Source organism: Streptomyces sp. NPDC003016, from assembly GCF_053591455.1.
Map to the genome: position 1 here is coordinate 1 of NZ_JBSFTV010000062.1, position 18,587 is coordinate 18,587.

Below are 18,587 nucleotides of genomic sequence, written 5' to 3' on the forward strand. Positions count from 1 at the left end.
CGCCGCCGTCTCCGACGTGAAACGATCACCCGTGAGCTGCATACCATCACCGGAATCACCCGCGAAACGGATCACCACCCGATCCAGACGACGGATCTCCTTGCCGGCTCCGCCTCCACCTCCGCCTCCACCTCCACCTCCGCCGGGAGGTCCCGCAGGGGTGTTTTCCGATACGTGAACGGCCACCGGCCGCCCCCTTCCGTCGATGCCGCTGGCTGGCTGCCGCCGACGGTATGGGTCCCCTCTTGTGACCGGCCAAAGCCGGTCCGTGTATGTGAAATGTTCATGCGTGACGCGTGACCCAGTGGCTGTTGCCCTTCTTCGCGACTGCCGGATACTCGACCGTCACCACACAGGAAGGACGCTCGTCATGCCGCACCTCGCAGGGAGGCAGATGCTCCATCTGTGGTCGCTGAGTGAGGACGTCGTCGTCAAGGCGGGGGCAGGCGAAGAACTCGTACTGTCGGGCCGCTTCGGCACGGAGCGGATCGAGCACCCCGACCCGTTCCTCCGCGAGGCCCTGCGCCGGATGGAACTGGGGCCGGTGCTGCCGGCCAACGTCGAGGCGGTGGCCGCGAACGGCGACTTCGAGGCAGACGCCTGTCCGGTGCCGCCGCCGACGCTCAGCCGGCTCTCGCACCTGGTCGTGCGCACCCTGGGCCTCGACGATCTCAAAGGCCCGCTGCTCTCGGTGTCCCCGGCCTCCCGCCATGCGAGCTTCGCACCCGTGCGGCTGGCCGCCCAGAGCCACCTCAGACTGCGCAAGGACGTGTCGTTGACGCTGGAGGAGCCCGGGGTCGTCGTACGGTCCGCCGCTTCCCTGCACCGCGTGGTGCTGCACCGGCCGGAAGCGGCGTGGGTGGCCTCCACGCTGGCCTGGGCCGTCACCCCCGACGAGGCGTCAGCGGCGCTTCCGCTGCCGCCCGAGGTCACCGAGGGCATCCTGCGTTATCTGGCCGCCGCCGGAATGACGGCACCGGCAAGGAGTGCCGGTACGTCTCCCTAGGGCGTGCCCCATGCGCCCGGCGTGCCGGGCGGGCTCACAGCAGCCAGCCGGACTCCCGCGCCAGACGGATCGCGTCGACCCGGTTGCGCGCGTTGAGTTTGGCCACGACGGTCGTCAGGTAGTTCCGTACCGTGCCTGTCGACAGATGCAGCAGCGAGGCGATCTCCGGTGCTTCGGCGCCCTCGGCGGTCAGGCGCAGCACCTCGGTCTCCCGCTCCGTGAGCGGATTCTCCGATCCGCCCCAGGCGGCCAGTGCGAGGTGCGGATCGATGGCCCGGTGCCCGGCGGCCACCCGCCGTACGGCCGCGGCGAGTTCCTTGGGCGGGGAGTCCTTGAGGAGGTAGCCGGACACCCGGGCGGTGAGGGCCCTGCGCAGGGTGCCGGGGCGGCCGAGGCTGGTGAGGATGAGGGTCGGGCACTGGGGCAGCTGCTCCCGCAGCCGGGTGGCGGCGGAGAGCCCGTCGAGGCCGGGAAGGTCGATGTCGATGATCGCCACGTCCGGCCGGTGCTTGAGCGCCGTGCCGACGATCTCGTCCCCGCGCTCGACCTCCGCGACCACTTCGAAGTCGTCTTCGAGATTCAACAGCGCGACCAGAGCGCCCCGGACCATGTGCATGTCCTCGGCGAGGAGTATCCGTATCACTGAGCCGCCCCCGTCTGCAGTGTCAGGTTCGCGGGATCGTACCAAGGGGAGGGCCCGCGGGTTATGCGGGAGCTTCGGCCACCAGGCGGAACGTACGGTCTTCCGCGCGCCCGGACGTGAGGCTTCCGCCGACCGAGCGCAGCCGGGACTCCAGGTTTCCGAGTCCGCTGCCGCTGTGCGGGGACAAGTCGCGGTAGGCGGGGTCGACGCCGTCGTTGATCACGGACAGGCGTACGCGGCCGTGCTGTCGCACCGCCTCGACGGCGCAGTGGTCCGCCTTGCTGTGCCGCAGCAGATTGGTGACGGCTTCCCGCAGGGCGGTGGCCAGGACGGTGTCGGACTGCGGGCTGATCCTCCCGAGGGACACCTCCACCCGTACTTCTATGTCGGCCGCGCCGAGCACCGACTGCGCGGATTTGATCTCCTGTTCCAAGGACATCTCCCGGAAGCCGCTGGCGACCCGGCGGACGTCGGCCAGCGACTGCCGTGAGATGGAGAGGACCTCCTCGATCTCGCTCATCGCCCGCTCGGGGTGGGTCGGGATGAGCCGGTTGATCAGTTCGCTCTTCAGCGTGATCGCCGAGAGGCTGAAGCCCAGCAGGTCGTGCAAGTCCCTGGAAAAGCGCAGGCGTTCGCTGGTCACGGCCAGGTGGGCGAGTTCACCGCGGGTGGCGTGGACTTCCTGTACGAGCTCGGCGAGCCGGGAGAGCCCGTACACGACGAGGCCGGTGATGAGGGTCGACAGGCACAGGTACACGCTGTCGGCGACCGGCCGCCCGTCGAGCACCGGCGGCACCAGCATGCTCAGCCCGACCGCCCCGTACATCGTCCAGGCCACCGGCGGGCGCAGCAGCAACAGCAATGAGGCGGCGAGGAAACCGGCCATGGATCCCCACTCGGCACGGAGGCTCACGATCGGCAGGTAGGTGAGCAGGGCCTGTGCGCCCAGCGAGAGGCACCTGCGGGGCAGCGGGGCCCGGTCGGCGCCCGTCGCCGAGTGCGTGAGCTGCAGTCCGAGGATCGCCAGCAGCGCCGCGACGGCCGCCGCGACGGCCGGGGAGGAGAGCCCGGCGTCGAGGATGTTGAGCACCGTGATGAGGGTGTAACTCAGCAGTACGGCAAGGAGGATGGTGCGTGCCAGGCGGGGGGCCGGAAGATCGCGGCTGCGGCCGGACGGCGAACTGTCCGGGCCCCCTCTTCTCCGTGGTTCGTCCGCGGTCTGCGGGTGGTCGTGACTGTCCATCGTTCGCACGGCCTCTTCTCGCAACAGTGTGCGCACTTTCTCGGGATGGTATGTGAAGGCCGTGGAAATAGCGTGAAGTTCGGGCAGTTGTACGGTTCGGTACCCGGGCGGAGATCCGACGCTCAGACGAAGAGCGGGACGGGGTTGAGCCCTTCGTACGGTGTACGCCCGGCCAGCCGGCCCAGCGCCACCGGAACGTCGTACAGCCGGCCGGGCGCCAGCCGCGCCCAGAAGTGCCGCATCCCGGGCACGAGCACCTTCACCACCGGGATGCCGAGGTCGGGCCTGCTCTGGTCGAGCACCAGCAGTTCCATGCCGCGGTCCCGGACCAGCCCGGTGATCGTGGTGACATCGTCCAGCAGGTCCGCACGCGGCACATAGGCCCAGCTCTCCGGCGTACGGGCGGGCGGCGCGCCGTCGGGCCGCAGGTAGGGCTGGTTGGCGACCGTCGCGTTCTGCCACCAGCCGAGCGGCTCCGGGTCGCCGATCGCGTATCCCGTGCCGTCCGCCCGCGCCTCGCACACCGCGGGCAGCAGCTGGCCCATCTCGCTCAGGGCCCTGCGCAGCGCCAGCCGCGGGTCGAAGTGGGCTCCGAACCCGAAGATCACGTCCTCGGCGGGCTTGTCGGTACGCCGTGACAGCGCGGCCATCACCGGGATGCCGAAGTCCGAGGTGAGGTCGAGCACCCACAGTTCGCGACGGAGCCGGTGGCACGCCTCCCGCATGACATCGGCGTACGGCTCGGCGAACGCGTCGACGTCGACCCCGGCCTGCCGTGTGCGGTTGTACCACCACAGCGCCACGGCGTCGCGCTCGACGACTTCGAGGAACCCCTGTACCAGGGCGTCCTCGGGGCTGCTGCCCGCCGCGTTGCCGTTGGAGTCGGCGTGCAGTCCGTCCGGCGCGGGACCGCCCTGGGAGAAGTACAGCATCGACGTGGGGAGCAGCCGCTGGACGCCGGCCGTCAGGGACCACACGGCCGTCCAGTCGGTCGGCCGCTCCTCGTCGAACCGCTCGGGCACGTGCTGGAAGTGCGACATCCGCGCGTTCCACCCGGCCCGGTCGCGGAACTGCCGCTCGTCGTAGAGCTGGCAGTCATGGGGGTGTACGGCGTCCTGGCCCAGGGCGCGGTACGTGTCCCGCACCACCGGCTCGTCGCCGTGCCGGGTGCCGCTGTACCGCTCCACCGCTTCGCACAGGGCGCTGACCCGGGCCTCCGTGTCGGTGAGGCCCTTGCCGCCGCTGAGGGCCCGCAGTCCCGCGCGCAGCCCGGCCAGGGTGTGGTGGCCGATCGCCAGGTTGTGGCCGGAGACATAGGAGTTGATGCCTTCCGGCGTGCGGGGAGCGCGACGGATCTCCTTGACGATCCCGGTCACCGGGTCGACGAGATGGCCGTACCGGGCGAGCATCTGCTCCGGTGTGAACGCCCGGTGGCCGCCCGATGCCTGCGGGGCCTTGGGCCGCGAGACGGGCACGAAGGGCCTGCGGGCCCGCTCGGCGACGATGCCGGGATCACCGCACACCCGGCACTGCGGAAGCCGGGCCACCCGGTGCTCCCGGGTGCGCAGGCGGAGGGTGTCGAGTGTGTGCAGGACGCCCTCGGAACCGTGGCGGACGCCGGCTGCCCATTTCGCCATTTCCAGTACGGCCAGGTGCAGGGCGATGGAACGGCCCGCCGCCAGGGAGGCGACGGGCCTGGTGAGCGGTCCCGCGTCGCCGAGTGCCCGCCGCACCGGCCACTCGGAGCGGCGGTGGCCCACCAGCCGGGCCGCCAGACAGGACCAGCACGGGCCGCTCCGCGGCTGGAACACCGGCCCCACCCAGGGGTCGGCGCCGCAGACCTTGGCGATGAGCCAGGGTCTGTCCTCCGCGCGGTGAGCGGCGTCGATCTCGCGCAGCTCCGGCGAGAGGTAGTCGTCGCAGAGCACCAGTGAGAAATCGGCGTCCTGCCCCGCGGGGGCCACCGCCATCCCGGAAGCGCGGCACGCGGCCGACACCGCCTCCGTGTCGATGCCGGTGACGGCCTGGATCCGTACGCCGGCGTGCCGCAGCCTCGCCACCGCCGTACCGCCGTCCAGTCCCGCGAGGTCCCAGTAGGCCTCGGCGGCGCGGTCGTCGCCGGCGAGCGGGCCGGCCGCAGGAGCGGGCGTCCCGGCTTCCGGGTGGAAGCGCAGCAGGCCGGCCCCCAGCAACTCGCGTACGGAGGCCATGACTTCTTCGGCGCCGAGCACCGGCGCGGCCGCCCGCAGCACGCCGCCCAGGTCACGCGTGCCGTCCAGCAGCGGCACCAGGAGTTCGGCGTGCTCGCCGTGCAGGGCGGTGACCCCGCGCCGCGACACCAGGTAGGCCCCCTCTCCGGGGACGACGGTGGGCTGGAGATGGAGTTTGAATCCCACCCGTGCGGCCGTGCCCCCCGGCGTCGGCCATACCTCTTGCTCCCCCACGACGGTCATGCCGCGAACTGCCCTGCGGCCAGGGGGGAGCGCTCGGTCGACGGCACGGCGATGATGCAGATGGAGAACAGCGTGACGCCCTGCTCGTACGCACCGTCCAGGTTCTCGATCACAAGGCGCGGCCGCGACGGCCGGGCGGGGTGCGCAGGGGACATGTCGACGGACGTGACGCGGTCAATCATGATGTTGGTCATGGTCATGGTCATGGTCGTGGTGTCCTTCCGTGGCGCTCCTGGGGTTCCTTTTCAGCCGTCATCCTTGTCCGCGGAGGGGACTTCAGACAGTGTCGCCGTCACTGGCGCGGGGTGAAGTTCTCATGGGCCCCGGGGCGGGCCGCGCCGGAGGGACGGCGTCAGGGGAAATCTGAGGGCTTCCCTCACGAGAGTGACCCCGCGTCACACGTTCGGCTTGCTTGAGGACCGCTCTCAGGGGGGAGATACTGGAGGTATTGGTCTGTACGGGTATTAATCGGGCGGTACATGCGTGGCTGGGACGCTTTATGTGCAAAGTCCTCAAGACTACCAGTAACTATTCAGTCGATAGAACTTGGTTGTTGAGGAGCATGTGATGCACGTCAGCGAATGGCTCCCCGATCAGCCCATTCGCATCGGTCGGATCGACTGGCCCGAAGAGGCCGACGACGGTACGCACCTTCGCCTGCGAGCGGGTCACATCGTCGTCGTCGACCGGCAGCCCTGGCGGATCCTCGAAATCCACGGGTACCGCGACCCGTGGCCCAAGTCGTACGAGAAAGCCTGGCGTGATCACGTCGAGCTGTGGAAGCACTCCGAAAGCCTGCACCGGGCCAACGGGCAGCCGGCCACGGAGGCCCCCGCGCGGGCGGACTTCTACAAGCGCCCCATCGTCCTGGTGCTGCGCAACGAGAACCTCCCCCGGTCCGCTCCGAAGCACTGGTGCGCACCGGCGTCCCACGACTGGCAGGTCCTGCCGGAGCACTACTCCGTCTGCCGGGCCTGCGGCGAACTGCCCCCCTGCCACAACGGGGAGTACCGGTGGGAGGGCGGCCCCCGGCGGCCCGAGCACAACGGAGGCGTCACCCTCATCGTCCCGCCCGACTGCTGCATCGGGTGCGCGGAGCACATCAAGCCCCGGATGCGGACGGTGCGCTTCCCCGGGCCCAACCTCTGGTACCCCGACCGGGAGGACGGGAGTGCGGTCTTCCACGCGCGGACCGCCTGTGCGGACCAGGTCGACTGCTACCGCGCCCAGTGGATGGCCGAATACCCGCCCGCCATGTCCCAGCCGGTCTTCGCCCTCGGGCTCGCGGACAGCGAAGGCTTCGTGCTGCCGCGGGCGAGGCCCGCACATTCCGCACAGCCGGCGGACTGGAACCACCCGGCGGCGGACGGCGCGGAGACCCGCCGCTCCGGACTCCCGGAGGTGCGTCACGAACCGCCGGCCGGCGGCGCGACGCTCTTCGAACAGGCGGTGCCCCGCCTGGCGTCCGATACGTCTCACGCGAACCACATGAATCATGCGGACCAGATGAATCATGTGAACCCCGCAAGCCACGCAAGCCACGCAAGCCACGCAAGCCACGCAAGCCACGCAAGCCACGCAAGCCATGCGAACCCCGCGCCCGCCGCCCCCTTCGCCGCTCCGGCGCACCAGGGCCCCATGGGCAGCCAGGAACGCGCGGGGTACGAGGAGTCCGGGGTCCGTCCGGTCACCCGCATGCACCACTCGTCCCCCATCGACCACCCGGACCCGGAGTCGCCGCCCCGCCCGGCGCCCCCCGCCGACGCGGCGGCGCCCATGATCTCCCTCCAGAACATCGAGGCGGTACGCCGGCTCACGGAGGAACTCGGCCTCACCCAGGTCGACCGGTCGGCCCTCCACGACGCGGACCAGGCCGCCAAGGTGATCGAGGAACTCACTGCCGCCGTGCGCAACGTCGCCCTCTGCCTGAGAGGCACGGGGCTGCGCATCCGCTCCTGACGGCCAGAACGGCCAGAACGGCCAGAGCGGTGGGCCGGGGCGGGTACGCGCGCCGCCCCCTCCACGAGCCCGAACGCGCAAGGCGTCGGCCGACGGTTCCCCCTGGGACCACCTCGGTCGACGCCTTGTAGGTGTGGTGTGTTACTTCGTCCAGGGCAGGTCGCCGTCCAGGCTCCCGGCCTCATCGGCCGGCGCCGGCGCCGGGGTGGGTCCGGTCCAGGGCAGGTCGTCCTCCGCGCCCACCGTCACGGTGAGCGTCGTGACCGCCGTGGGGACCGAGAGGGTCCAGGGCAGGTCGGCTTCCGCATTCGCCGTGCCGGTGAACAGAAGGACGTTCAAGCAGGCCGCACCGATGACCGCCGCGAAGAAATTTCTGTTGTTACGCATTCTTGAGATCCCCCTCAGAAGCTGCTTCGTTCGTTCTGGTCCAAACCGTACCCCACCCAATTTTTGGCTTAATTTTTCCCTGATTTTCCGCAGGGGAAGCCGCATAAAAATGAGCCGAAAAAACCTGCGGCTAGGCTCCCGATGTGAAGACGGCAGGGACCGGGTCGAACCCCGGGGGGACCGGCTCGGCCGGCGAAGTGATGCAGTGCGAATCAAGGGAACGGATCGGCCCATACGGGGTGGGCACCGTGGCGGAGGGGGAACAGCATGCTCAAGGAGATCGGCCTGGGCCAGGATGCGGAATACGCCTATCGCACCCTGCTCAAAGAACCGAAGGCAGAAATACAGGTGATGGCGGAGCAGTTCGGCTGGTCCGTCGACCGGGTTTCCACCGCGCTTGAGGAGCTTTCCGAGCTTTCGCTGGTACGTCCGTCCTGGGAGAACCGCGGTTCCACCCGCCTGGTGGATCCGGAACTGGGACTCAAAATGCTCATTCAGTCCCAGGAGATGGAACTGCTGAAACTCCAGCAGTCCCTTTCGGCGAGCAAGCTCGCGGCCGCCCGGCTGATCGCCGATTACCGGGAGGAGGAGGGCAGACTCGCCCCCGGCACGGTGAAACTGGCCAGTGGCGCGGACGCGGTCCAGGCATGGATCGAGAAGGCCGGCCACGAGTGCCGCGAAGAGGTGGAGGTCTTCCTGCCGGGGGGCGCGCAGTCGGCGGAGAGCCTGCGGGAGGCCAGGGCGCTGGACCTCATGCTGCTGGAGCGGTCCGTACGGGTCAGGTCCGTCTACCAGGACAGCATCCGCAACGACCGGCCGACCAGTGAGTACGCCCAGTGGCTCGGCGAGCAGGGCGGCCAGGTCAGGACCGTCGCCCACCTGCCGCTACGGATGATCATCTGGGACCGGCGGGTGGCGCTGGTTCCGGTCGATCCCAACGATCCGGACCGGGGCGCCCTCCTGCTGTCCGGAGCGGGGCCGGTCGCCGCGTTGCAGGCGCTGTTCGAACACGTCTGGCGGCTGGCGGCCCGGTTCGGCGAGGACCGCTGCCGGAACACCGACAGCGCCCTGGCCGATCAGGAGAGTGCCGTACTGGGGCTGCTCGCCAGTGGACTCACCGACGAGGTCATCGCCCGCAAACTCGGCGTGTCCGTACGCACCAGCCGCCGGATCACCGCCGAGCTGATGAGCCGGCTCGGCGCCCGCAGCCGGTTCCAGCTGGGCGCGCTGGCCGCGCAGCGCGGCTGGCTCGCGGTCTGAGGGCCGGGGGAAGGACGCGGGCGGCGCGGATCACCCGCGCAAGTAGGCGAGTACCGCCAGGACCCGGCGGTTCGTGGAGTCGGACAGGTTGAGGTCGAGCTTGGTGAGGATGCTGCCGAAGTGCTTGCTGACCGTTCCCTCACTGACGGTCAGGGCCGCGGCGATGGAGGCGTTGGACTTGCCTTCCGCCATCAGGGCCAGCACTTCCTGCTCGCGGGCGGTCAACCTCGCCATGGGGTCGCGGCGGTGCCGGATCAGCTGTCTGACCACCTCGGGGTCCACCACCGTGGCGCCGTCGGCGACCCGGTGCAGGGCGTCGATGAACTCCTCGACGTTGCCGATGCGTTCCTTGAGCAGGTAGCCGACGCTCGTACCGTCCGACGAGTCGAGCAGGTCCTCGGCGTAGGCGCGCTGGACGTACTGGCTGAGCACCAGGATGGGCAGGTCCGGCTGCTGCTTGCGCAGGCTGATCGCGGCGCGCAGCCCTTCGTCGGAGAAGCCGGGCGGCATGCGGACATCGGTCACCACGATGTCCGGGCGGTGCTCGGCGACCGCCGCGGTCAGCTCCTCGGCGGTTCCGGCCCCTGCCACCACCTGATGACCGAATCGCTCCAGCAGACCGACCAGGCCCTCCCGCAGGAGCACGCTGTCCTCGGCCAGTACGATGCGCAACATCATGTCCTCGATCGGGCGGGTGAGCAGGGGACTTGCAGGCGGAACACGGTGGGCCCGCCGGGCGGACTGGACACTAGCAGGTGGCCCCCGAGCACCGAGATGCGATCGGCCACCCCCTGGAGCCCCGTCCCGTCGACCGTGTCGGCACCGCCCACCCCGTCGTCCTCCACCTCCACGGTCAGCCGGCCCTTCTCGGCCCGTCCGGTCACCCGTGCCCGGGTGGCCCTGCTGTGCTTCGCGACATTGGCCAGGGCCTCGCAGACCGCGAAGTAGACCGCGGTCTCCACGGCTTCGAGCAGGCGTCCCGGCAGGTCGAAACTCACGTCCACCGGGACCGCCGAGCGGTCGGCGATGTCCTCGACGGCGGCCTCCAGGCCCCGGTCGGTGAGGATCTGGGGGTGGATGCCCCGGATCAGTTCCCTGATCTCCACCAGTGCGACCCCCGCCTCCTCGTGCGCCTTGGCCAGCAGGCCGCCCAGCGGCTCGGCGGGGCTTTCGAGCCTGGCCAGACCCAGCGTCATGGACAGGGCGACGAGGCGCTGTTGGGCCCCGTCGTGGAGATCGCGCTCGATACGGCGGCGCTCCGCCTCGAAGGCGTCCACCAGACGCATCCGGGAACGGCCCAGCTCCTGTACGCGCGAGTCGAGCCCGCTCTCGGGGACGGAGAGCAGCTGCCTGGTCAGTACGGCGCGTCCGGCGGCCAGTACGCCCAGCGGATAGGCGAGCAGGGGGAGGAGCAGCACCCCGGCCAGCAGCGCGGCGAATGCCTCCGGGTAGGAGTCGGCGAGCCAGAGCTTGAGTACGCGCGCTTCCCCGTCGCCGCCCGCCGCCATCATCGCGGGGGTGGCGATCAGACCGCCGCAGACCGTGAGCACCGTGCCCACGACGAGTGCCTCCAGGGGCCACAGCAGGAAGGCGAACAGCAGCGCGTAGCCCAGTTCCCGCCAGGTGGAACGCTCCTGGATCCGGGTGCGCAGCCAGGAGGACAGCCCGGTGCCGGCCGGTTCGCGGTGCGGTCCGGGGAACGGGCCGGAGTCGATCAGCCGGAGCCGGCGGCGCTCCAGCGCGGCCAGCGGAACCCCGGTGAGTACGAGGGTGAGCAGCAGGGGCACGCCGATCAGGACCACCGTGAGCACACTGCCCGCGACGGCGAGCAGGAGCAGCGTGGCCAGCGTGACGATGCCGAGCGCCACGCTGGTCAGCAGGTAGAGCGCCGCGCGCCACGGCCAGCTGCTGAGGACGTAACGACGCTGTGGGAGTGCCTGCCAGAGGCTGGAGGAGGGCATGAGGGCACGCTACGAAACGCCGTGCGGGCGGACCACCCAGCTAGCTCCACCTTCCGGGTGGGCACTGCCTCTCCCGGAAGAGTCCTCCCAGTTGCAATGTGCCGGACCCGGCCGACCGGGTCTCCTTGAGGCAGTGAGCAGCCGACTGCTCCCGCCCCGCACTCCGGGGCCGCCCGACGCTGAGGGGATCCGAATGGACTGGCTCCAGGCCCAGTTGTCCACCGTGCCGGTCTGGCTGACGCTGGTCATCGTCTTCCTGCTGCCCACGGTGGAGCCGGTACTGCCTGTGCTGGGCATGCTGCTTCCTTCCCAGACGGCCCTGGTGGTGAGCGGGGTGCTCACGCACCAGGGCAGTCTTCCGCTGGCCGGTGCGCTCCTGGCCGCGGTGCTCGGTGCGGTGGCGGGCAATCTGCTCGGTCATGCCGTCGGACGGGTGTGGGGCGGCCGGCTCGCGGCCGGCCTGCCGGCCCGGGTCACGGAATCGCGCAAGTACCGGGCCGCGCTGAGTGCCGTCAGTACGTACAGCGGCCGGGCCGTGCTGCTCGGCCGGTTCAACGTGGCGCTCCGGACGATGGTCCCCGTCATGTGCGGCACCGTGCGGGTGCCCTGGGGCCCGTACCTGGGCTGGTCGGTCCTCGGCAGCCTGCTGTGGGCTCCGTCCTGTGTGGCGCTGGGTCTTCTGGCGGGGAGTTCGTGGCAGCAGTGGGGCGGGTCCGGCGTACTGGTCGCGGCCTCGGTGCTGCTGCTGGTCACCACGTCGCTTCCGCCGCTGCTGTCGCTGCGGCGCGGCGCTGCGGCCGTCGCGTCGTAGGCGTGAGCCGTGGGCGTGGGGGCCGGGTCAAGTTGACAGGCGCTCGCTGAGGAACGCCAGCAGCTCCGCCTCCGCGGGCACCAGGTAGAAGTGGTCGCCGGGGAACACCCGGGTCTCGAACCCGGCCGTGGTCAGCTCCGACCAGGACTCCAGTTCACCGACCCGGCACCCCGGGTCGGCGTCGCCGCCCACCGCGGTGATCGGTGCCCGCAGGGCGGCCGGCCGGTGCGGCCGGTACGACTCGATCAGCCGGAAGTCGCCGCGCAGCGAGGGAAGCAGCAGCGGCCTCAGGTCGGGATCGTCGTAGACGGACGAGGCCAGGTCGCCCAGCCGCCGTGCCGAGGCGATGAGCCGGTCGTCGTCCAGCAGGTGCAGGTTCCCGCCGCGTTCGAGGTGGGGCGCGCCGCGTCCCGACACGATGACGCGGTCCGCGACGATGCCGTGCCGTTCGTCGAGGCGACGGGCCACCTCGTAGGCGACCGCGGAGCCGAGACTGTGCCCGAACAGGACCAGGGGCAGCGGCTTCGGTCCGGCGAGTACGGGCTCCAGCGCGCCGGTGATCCGGTCGGCCAGCTCCGCCATGTCCTCGACGCACGGTTCGGCGAACCGCTCCTGCCGGCCCGGGTACTGGGTGGCGAGCAGTTCGACATCGCCGGGGATGCGCCCCGGCCAGGTGTGGAACAGGGTCGCCGTACCGCCCGCATGCGGGAAGCAGACCAGCCGGGCCCGTGCCGCCCCGGCCCGCCGGTGCCTCCGGAACCACCGGCTCCCCCTGTCGGCGTCGATGACCGTCACGCGAACCCACCTCTCACAGCGTCTGATGTCACGACCTTGCACGCGTCATGATCCGTGGAGGTGGCGGGCCGTGGGGCTTTCACGCGCGTGCAGGCTGCTGCCGTCGCAGGTTCCTGCCCGCTGGTTCGCTGCCTTTTCCGCGCGGGTGCAGACATCGTGCACAGGAGGGTGGAGCTACCTCCACCACCAAGATTCCGCTCCGCTCCGATGTGTCGGAAGCGCGGGCCCTATTGAGTGGACACCATGAATCAAGCAGCCGTCCGGCTCAGTTCGGTCACCCGGTCCTACGGTAAAGACGCCAGCGCGGTGACCGCGCTGGACCGGGTCAGTCTGGACATTCCCCAGGGCACCTTCACCGCCATCATGGGGCCCTCGGGCTCCGGCAAGTCGACCCTCCTCCAGTGCACCGCGGGTCTGGACCGGCCGACCAGCGGCCAGGTGTTCCTGGGCGACACCGACCTGACCCGGCTCAGCGAGACCCAGCTGACGCTGCTGCGCCGCAAGCGGATCGGTTTCGTCTTCCAGGCCTTCAACCTGCTCCCCTCGCTCACCGCGGAGCAGAACGTGGCGCTCCCGCTGCGGCTGGCCGGGCGCCGGCCCAAGCGGGCCCACGTACTGGAGGTGCTGGAGCGGGTGGGACTGCGCGAGCGCGCCGGGCACCGGCCCAGCGAGATGTCCGGCGGCCAGCAGCAGCGCGTGGCGCTGGCCCGCGCCCTGGTCACCCGCCCGGAGGTGCTCTTCGGCGACGAGCCGACCGGTGCGCTGGACTCCACCACCAGCCGGGAGGTGCTGTCCATGCTCCGCTCGATGGTCGACGGCGGCCAGACGGTGATCATGGTGACGCACGACCCGGTCGCCGCCTCCTACGCCGACCGGGTGCTGTTCCTGGCCGACGGCCGGGTGCGGGACGAGCTGTACTCTCCGGCCGCCGAGCAGATCGCCGCGCGCATGACGAAGCTGGCGGCGGTCCCGTGCTGAGTCTCGCGCTGCGCGGCATGCGGACCCGCTGGGTCACCTTCGTCGGCTCCTTCGTCGCCCTGGCCCTGGGCGTGGGGCTCATCGCGACCACCGGACTCGCGCTCGCGGCCACGTTCAGCGCCCCCGACCGGGGACCCGAGCGGTTCGCCGCGGCCCCCGTGGTGGTCCAGGCGTCGGACCGGCTGCGGGTCGACACACCGATCGGCATCCGGACACAGCCCCTCGACAACCCCCGCTCGGTGCCCGCGAAGCTGGCCGCCGAACTCGCCCCGCTCGGCCGTACGGTCGAGGACCGGACCTTCCCGGTGGACGTCGGGGACGTGAACCTGGCCGCCGACGGCGGGGCGGCCGTCGGCCACCCGTGGCCGGTCGCGGATGCCACTCCCTACCGGCTCTCCGGCGGACGCGCCCCCTCAGCGCCCGGCGAGGTGGTCGTCACGGCGGGTCCCGGCGCCGATGTGGGTACGGGCGACCGGATCGAGGTCGGCACCTCCGCGGGCACCGGCACCAGGACCGTGGTCGGCACCGTACGGCCCGCGGGCTTCGAGACCGCGGTGTTCTTCACCGGCGCCGAGGCCGCCAGGATCTCCCCGCCCATCGACGCCGTCGTGGTGCACGCGGACGCGGAGGCGGTCACCGCGGTGGCCGGCGGGAGCACCGGCATGGTGGTCCTCACGGGTGACGACCGGCGCAGGGCCGATCCCGATCCGGACCGCGACGCCGAGGCCCTGGTCTCGGTCAACGCGCTGCTGGGCACGGCCGCCGCCATCACCGGCTTCGTCTCCGTCTTCGTGGTGGCCTCGACCTTCTCCTTCGCCGTGGCCCAGCGCAGGCGCGAGTTCGGCCTGCTCCGCACGGCGGGCGCCACACCGGGCCAGGTACGGCGGATGGTGTACGCCGAAGCCGTCGTCATCGGCGTGCTGGCCTCGGCCGCGGGCTGCTGGCTGGGCGCCGCCGGAGCGCCCCGGCTCGCCGCCTGGATGGTCGACGTGAAGATCGCGCCGCACTGGTTCGCCATCGGCGACCAGACCTGGCCGCTGCACACGGCCTTCTGGACCGGACTGGTCGTGGCCATGGCCGGTGTGCTGGTCTCCTCCTACCGGGCCGGGAAGGTCGGGCCGACCGAGGCGCTGCGCGAATCGGCCGTCGACAGCCGGGCGATGCCGCTGAGCCGCTGGCTGACGGGCGCGGCCGTACTGCTGACCGGGGTCGGGCTGCTCGTCATGGCGCTCGTCTCCGACCCCGGGGACGTCCTCAAACGCAAGACGTACATCACCCAGCCGATGCTGCTGATCGTCGGGTTCGCCCTGCTCGCACCGGTCCTGGTGCGGCCGCTGGCCCGGCTCATGACCTGGCTGCCGGCCCGGCTGCCCGGTGCCACCGGCGTACTGGCCAGGGAGAACGCGGCCGCCGGGGTGCGCAGGACCGCCGCCGTGGCCGCCCCCGTCATCATCACCGTCGCGCTGGCCGCCTCCCTGATGGGGACGGTGGCCACCATCAACGAGGCCAAGGCCACCGAGGCGGGGAACCAGACGGCCGCCGACTTCGTGGTCTCCCCGGCCGGCGAAGGCCGCGCCCTCTCCCCGGAGTTCGTGGAGCGGGCCGGGCGCATCCCGGGCGCCGCGGTCAGCGCGTCGCGCTCCACCGGGGTGACGGTCCTCGAAGAGGGCACGGCGCTGATCAGGTCCGAGGCCAAGGCGGTGGATCCGGCCGCGCTGGCCGCCGTGTCCAGCCTGCCCGTGGTGGCGGGCAGGATCACCGACCTCGACGACAGGAGCATCATCGTCAACGAGGAGTGGCTGGTCAGTACCGTCGGACAGCAGGTCGGTGTCTGGCTCGGCGACGGCCGCAAGGTCTCGCTCAGGGTGGCCGCGGTACTCGGCACCGGCACCGGCAGCAACGGGGTGTACCTGACGCCGCGCAACGCCGCCGGCGCCGGCGTCGACCGTGTCGACGTCAAGGTCGAGGACGGCGCCGACCGCTCGGCGGTCGCGGCGGAGCTGCGCGAGGCGGGCCGGGCGAGCGGCACCGAGGTGCTCACGAAGAGCGAGTGGGTGACGGAGCACTACCCGCGCTCCAGCGAGAACACCCGCCTGGGCCTGCTGATGATCCTGGGAATCGCCCTCGTCTACACCGGGATCGCCCTGGCCAACACCCTGGTGATGGCCACCTCCGACCGGGTGCGCGACCTCGCGGTGCTCCGCCTCACCGGGGCGACCGCACCGCAGGTCCTGCGGCTGGTCGCGGTGGAGGCGCTGGTGGTGGTGGCGGTGGGCGCCGTGATCGGCGGCGCCGTGTCCGTACTGAACCTGCTCGGTGTGTGGGGCGCGCTGGGGCTGCTCGGCGTCTGGTCGGCGGTCGTCGTGCCCTGGGGGACCATCGGCGCCGTGGTCGCGGCCAGCGCCGTACTGGCCACCGTGTCCGCCGTACTGCCCGCGTCGCTCGCGCTGCGCACCCGGCCGGTCGAACTGGCCGGCATGCGGGAGTAGTCCGGGAACCGGCAGGGCCGGCAACGGTCATCAGTACATGATTTCGAGAGGCAGAGCGCGTTGACGAGCGATACCGGTGTGATGCTCCATGAGTTTCTGCGGTCACCCCTGCAGATCGGTGCGGTGGCGCCGAGTTCGCGCAGACTCGCCGCGGCGGTGGCCGCGCCCGTGCCCGAGGCGGGCGACCCCGTGGTCGTCGAACTCGGCCCGGGGACAGGGGCCTTCACCGGAATGATCCAGGAGCTGCTGGGCGGTCGTGGTCACCACGTGGCGGTCGAGATCAACCCGCGGCTGGCCTCCGCCCTGAGCCGGCGCTTCCCCCGGGTCGAGGTGGTGACCGCCGAGGCGGCCCGGCTGCCCCGGCTGCTCGCCGAGCGCGGTCACGCCGCGGCGGACGTCGTCATCAGCGGCCTGCCGTGGGTCTCCCTCCCCGCGGACGTGCAGCACGAGACCCTCTGCGCGGTCCGGGACGTGCTCCCGGCGGACGGCGCGTTCACGACCTTCGGGTACGTGCACGCGATGCGGCTCGCGCCGGCCCGGCGGTTCCGCCGGATGCTCGGCGTGAGCTTCGAGGAGGTGGTGGCGGGACGCACGGTGTGGGGCAACATCCCCCCGGCGTTCGTCTACCACAGCAGGCGGCCGCGGGACATCAAGCCGATCGGCCGCCTGTACGGGCAGCGCGGCGGGCGCTGTTCGTGCGCCTCGAAGCCGTGGGCGGGCCTGGCCGGCCACCGCTGACCGGCACACCGACCGAGTCCGCCGCCGCACCTTCCGGTGCGGCGGCGGACTCGGTCGTGCTCTTCGCCGTTCAGCCCGCGGACGGCTCGGCCATCGCCACCGCGATCTTGCGCGGTCCGGTGAACGGCTCCCGCGCGTGCGCGGCGAGCATGTTGTCGACCACCAGGATGTCGTGCCGCTCCCAGTCGAAACGGGTACTGGCGTCCCGGTAGCACTGGCGCAGGTGCGCCACCACGTCGTCGGGGATCGGCGCCCCGTCCCCGTAGTAGGAGTTGGTCGGCAGGTCCTCGGGCGCGAAGATCTCCTCCAGCCCCTCCCTGACGTCGGCGCCGAGCGTGCTGACGTGGAAGAACGTGATGTGGTTGAACCACACCGGCTCGCCCGTCACCGGGTGGCGGTGGACGGCGTCCCGGACCGCGGTGGTCCGCAGACCGCTCTCGGTCCACTCCACACCGATGCCCTTGTCCCGGCAGTACGCGGCGACCGCGTCCCGGTCGCCGGTGTTGAAGGCCTGCTGCCACGGGACCCCGAAGTCCTGGTGGAAGTTGCGCACCACGCGCCAGCGGCGCCGGGTGAACTCCTCCCGTACGTCGGGGTCGAGGGCCGCGTACACCCGGCGGATGTCCGCGAGGGGCGTGGCCCCCAGGGAGTGGGCCGGCTCGATGCAGAAGAAGTACAGCGTGTGGGGCCAGACCGCCTGGTAGGAGTTCTCGTTGTGCAGGAAGATCTCCTCGTCCGCCGGGTAGTCGGTCGAGGTGTAGACCTGCCCCTTGATGGTGCTCCGCGGGGACGAGCGCTCCGCGTACGTCAGGGGCGGCATCCCGGACAGGGCGTGCACCGAGCCGTTGAAGCCGTCCACCCCGCCGACCTGGAAGCCGCGCAGGAGCACGGCTCCCCGCTCGGTCAGGGCGGCGCGGATCTCCGGCCGGTTGCGGGCGATGAACTCGCCGACCTCGCAGCCGGGGCCGGGGGCCTCGTACACGCGGGGCAGGTAGCCGGCCGGGCCGGCCGTGGTGGGCACAGTGATCGATGGGCTCGTCATGATGCGTCAGCTCCTTCAGGAGCGGAAGGGTTCGAGGATGGAGTGGGTGCCCGGCAGCGCGGCCGAGCGCTCCGGGCTGCGCGGATCGCGCAGCACTACGGGGCCGGTGCTGCCGGCGGGCCGGGCGAGCGCCACGAAGAGGCCGCGCCCGCCGGGCACGTCCTGGACCAGCCAGTCGTCGGCGCCCGCCGGTCCGCTGCCCCGCACGACGAGGGGGCCCGGCTGTTCGGGCCGGACCTCCAGGGCTTTGAGATCCGCTGTGATGCCGGTTCCGATCGCCTTCACCACTGCCTCCTTGCGGGTCCAGCACCGGAGGAAGGCGGCCTGCCGCGCACCGTCGTCCACGAGGCTGTCCAGATGGGTCAGTTCGGACTCGGACATGACCAGGGAGGCGGCGCCGGCCGGGCTCCCCGATCGTCCGTCCTCCACGTCGACGCCGACCCGGCCCGCGGTGGTCACCGCGAGGACCCAGTGCGGCCCCGCGTGGGAGAGGTTGAAATCGAGCGCTGTGGGCGGCCCGACCACGACGGGTCTGCCGTGGTCGGGGTCCGCGCACCAGGGACAGGGCCTGGTGCCGAACCGGATCCCGGCCGGCGGCACCCCCAGGTACCGGGACAGGACCCGGCGTACGGCGATGTGCGCGCCCGCGTACCGCAGGCCCTCGGCCCGCGGCCGGCGGCGCATCACCGCGCGCTCCGCGGCGGAGAGCAGCTGGAGGCCGGCGACCGGCGGCGGCCCGTCGGTCGTGCCCTGCCAGACGTGGACGCCGCCGCTGTCCCCCAGTGCGCCGTACTCCCGCCCGGTGGTGGTGTTCACCGGGCC

The 18,587-nt window shown here is 71.5% G+C and carries 18 protein-coding genes; 7 read left to right on the forward strand and 11 right to left on the reverse strand.

Annotation, left to right across the window (positions count from 1 at the left end; genetic code table 11):
* On the reverse strand, positions 1-186 hold a 186-nt coding region (locus ACWDZ4_RS33060; RefSeq protein ID WP_451512082.1), incomplete at its 3' end, for a hypothetical protein.
* A 184-nt stretch (positions 187-370) separates the two neighbouring features.
* Between ACWDZ4_RS33060 and ACWDZ4_RS33065 the strand changes: the two genes are divergently transcribed.
* Positions 371-1,006 (forward strand): NADH oxidase, encoded by a 636-nt coding sequence (locus ACWDZ4_RS33065; RefSeq protein WP_451512083.1) that lies wholly within the window; start codon positions 371-373, stop codon positions 1,004-1,006.
* A 34-nt stretch (positions 1,007-1,040) separates the two neighbouring features.
* Here the strand turns inward: ACWDZ4_RS33065 and ACWDZ4_RS33070 are convergent, their stop codons facing one another.
* From ACWDZ4_RS33070 to ACWDZ4_RS33085, 4 genes are all read right to left on the reverse strand, one after another.
* Positions 1,041-1,649 carry a response regulator transcription factor gene (locus ACWDZ4_RS33070; RefSeq protein WP_451512084.1) on the reverse strand — a complete coding sequence of 203 codons (609 nt, stop codon included), beginning with the start codon at positions 1,647-1,649 and terminating at the stop codon, positions 1,041-1,043.
* A 61-nt stretch (positions 1,650-1,710) separates the two neighbouring features.
* The gene (locus ACWDZ4_RS33075; RefSeq protein ID WP_451512085.1) at positions 1,711-2,892 is read right to left on the reverse strand and encodes a sensor histidine kinase; all 1,182 of its coding nucleotides are present in this window, start codon (positions 2,890-2,892) and stop codon (positions 1,711-1,713) included.
* A gap of 122 nt (positions 2,893-3,014) precedes the next feature.
* A complete protein-coding gene (locus ACWDZ4_RS33080; RefSeq protein WP_451512086.1) occupies positions 3,015-5,345 on the reverse strand; it encodes a TOMM precursor leader peptide-binding protein in 2,331 nt (776 codons plus the stop codon).
* Positions 5,342-5,551 (reverse strand): hypothetical protein, encoded by a 210-nt coding sequence (locus tag ACWDZ4_RS33085; RefSeq protein WP_451512087.1) that lies wholly within the window; start codon positions 5,549-5,551, stop codon positions 5,342-5,344. The genes ACWDZ4_RS33080 and ACWDZ4_RS33085 overlap by 4 nt, the downstream gene beginning before the upstream one ends.
* A 361-nt stretch (positions 5,552-5,912) precedes the next feature.
* Between ACWDZ4_RS33085 and ACWDZ4_RS33090 the strand changes: the two genes are divergently transcribed.
* Positions 5,913-7,304, forward strand: coding sequence for a hypothetical protein (locus ACWDZ4_RS33090; RefSeq protein WP_451512088.1), 1,392 nt, complete (start codon positions 5,913-5,915; stop codon positions 7,302-7,304).
* A 141-nt stretch (positions 7,305-7,445) separates the two neighbouring features.
* Here the strand turns inward: ACWDZ4_RS33090 and ACWDZ4_RS33095 are convergent, their stop codons facing one another.
* Positions 7,446-7,691, reverse strand: coding sequence for a hypothetical protein (locus ACWDZ4_RS33095; protein ID WP_451512089.1), 246 nt, complete (start codon positions 7,689-7,691; stop codon positions 7,446-7,448).
* A gap of 267 nt (positions 7,692-7,958) precedes the next feature.
* Here ACWDZ4_RS33095 and ACWDZ4_RS33100 point away from each other — a divergent pair, with 267 nt between their 5' ends.
* Positions 7,959-8,951, forward strand: a complete 993-nt coding sequence (locus tag ACWDZ4_RS33100) for a LuxR C-terminal-related transcriptional regulator (RefSeq protein ID WP_451512090.1) — start codon at positions 7,959-7,961, stop codon at positions 8,949-8,951.
* A 30-nt stretch (positions 8,952-8,981) separates the two neighbouring features.
* On the opposite strand, the gene ACWDZ4_RS33105 is transcribed toward ACWDZ4_RS33100, so the two are convergent.
* Positions 8,982-9,626: a response regulator transcription factor gene (locus ACWDZ4_RS33105; RefSeq protein ID WP_451512103.1), complete on the reverse strand. Its 645-nt coding sequence runs from the start codon at positions 9,624-9,626 to the stop codon at positions 8,982-8,984.
* Positions 9,626-10,912 carry a sensor histidine kinase gene (locus tag ACWDZ4_RS33110; RefSeq protein ID WP_451512091.1) on the reverse strand — a complete coding sequence of 429 codons (1,287 nt, stop codon included), beginning with the start codon at positions 10,910-10,912 and terminating at the stop codon, positions 9,626-9,628. Before ACWDZ4_RS33110 ends, ACWDZ4_RS33105 begins: the two co-directional genes overlap by 1 nt.
* Before the next feature lie 193 nt (positions 10,913-11,105).
* Here ACWDZ4_RS33110 and ACWDZ4_RS33115 point away from each other — a divergent pair, with 193 nt between their 5' ends.
* Positions 11,106-11,723 carry a DedA family protein gene (locus tag ACWDZ4_RS33115; RefSeq protein WP_451512092.1) on the forward strand — a complete coding sequence of 206 codons (618 nt, stop codon included), beginning with the start codon at positions 11,106-11,108 and terminating at the stop codon, positions 11,721-11,723.
* A 27-nt stretch (positions 11,724-11,750) separates the two neighbouring features.
* Here ACWDZ4_RS33115 and ACWDZ4_RS33120 read toward each other — a convergent pair whose 3' ends face one another.
* Positions 11,751-12,518 (reverse strand): thioesterase II family protein, encoded by a 768-nt coding sequence (locus tag ACWDZ4_RS33120; RefSeq protein ID WP_451512093.1) that lies wholly within the window; start codon positions 12,516-12,518, stop codon positions 11,751-11,753.
* Between the two features lie 243 nt (positions 12,519-12,761).
* Here ACWDZ4_RS33120 and ACWDZ4_RS33125 point away from each other — a divergent pair, with 243 nt between their 5' ends.
* The 3 genes from ACWDZ4_RS33125 to ACWDZ4_RS33135 all read left to right on the forward strand — a co-directional run bounded on the left by ACWDZ4_RS33125 (position 12,762) and on the right by ACWDZ4_RS33135 (position 16,723).
* The gene (locus tag ACWDZ4_RS33125) at positions 12,762-13,496 is read left to right on the forward strand and encodes an ABC transporter ATP-binding protein (RefSeq protein ID WP_451512094.1); all 735 of its coding nucleotides are present in this window, start codon (positions 12,762-12,764) and stop codon (positions 13,494-13,496) included.
* Positions 13,490-15,985: an FtsX-like permease family protein gene (locus tag ACWDZ4_RS33130; protein ID WP_451512095.1), complete on the forward strand. Its 2,496-nt coding sequence runs from the start codon at positions 13,490-13,492 to the stop codon at positions 15,983-15,985. Before ACWDZ4_RS33125 ends, ACWDZ4_RS33130 begins: the two co-directional genes overlap by 7 nt.
* Before the next feature lie 81 nt (positions 15,986-16,066).
* A complete protein-coding gene (locus ACWDZ4_RS33135) occupies positions 16,067-16,723 on the forward strand; it encodes a class I SAM-dependent methyltransferase (RefSeq protein WP_451512096.1) in 657 nt (218 codons plus the stop codon).
* Between the two features lie 70 nt (positions 16,724-16,793).
* Here the strand turns inward: ACWDZ4_RS33135 and ACWDZ4_RS33140 are convergent, their stop codons facing one another.
* Together ACWDZ4_RS33140 and ACWDZ4_RS33145 are read right to left on the reverse strand one after the other, a co-directional pair.
* On the reverse strand, positions 16,794-17,768 hold the full coding sequence (locus tag ACWDZ4_RS33140; protein ID WP_451512104.1) for a TauD/TfdA family dioxygenase: 975 nt from the start codon (positions 17,766-17,768) through the stop codon (positions 16,794-16,796).
* A gap of 12 nt (positions 17,769-17,780) precedes the next feature.
* Entirely contained in the window at positions 17,781-18,581 is an 801-nt protein-coding gene (locus ACWDZ4_RS33145) for a 4'-phosphopantetheinyl transferase family protein (protein ID WP_451512097.1), read from the reverse strand.
* Between the last annotated feature and the right edge of the window lie 6 nt (positions 18,582-18,587).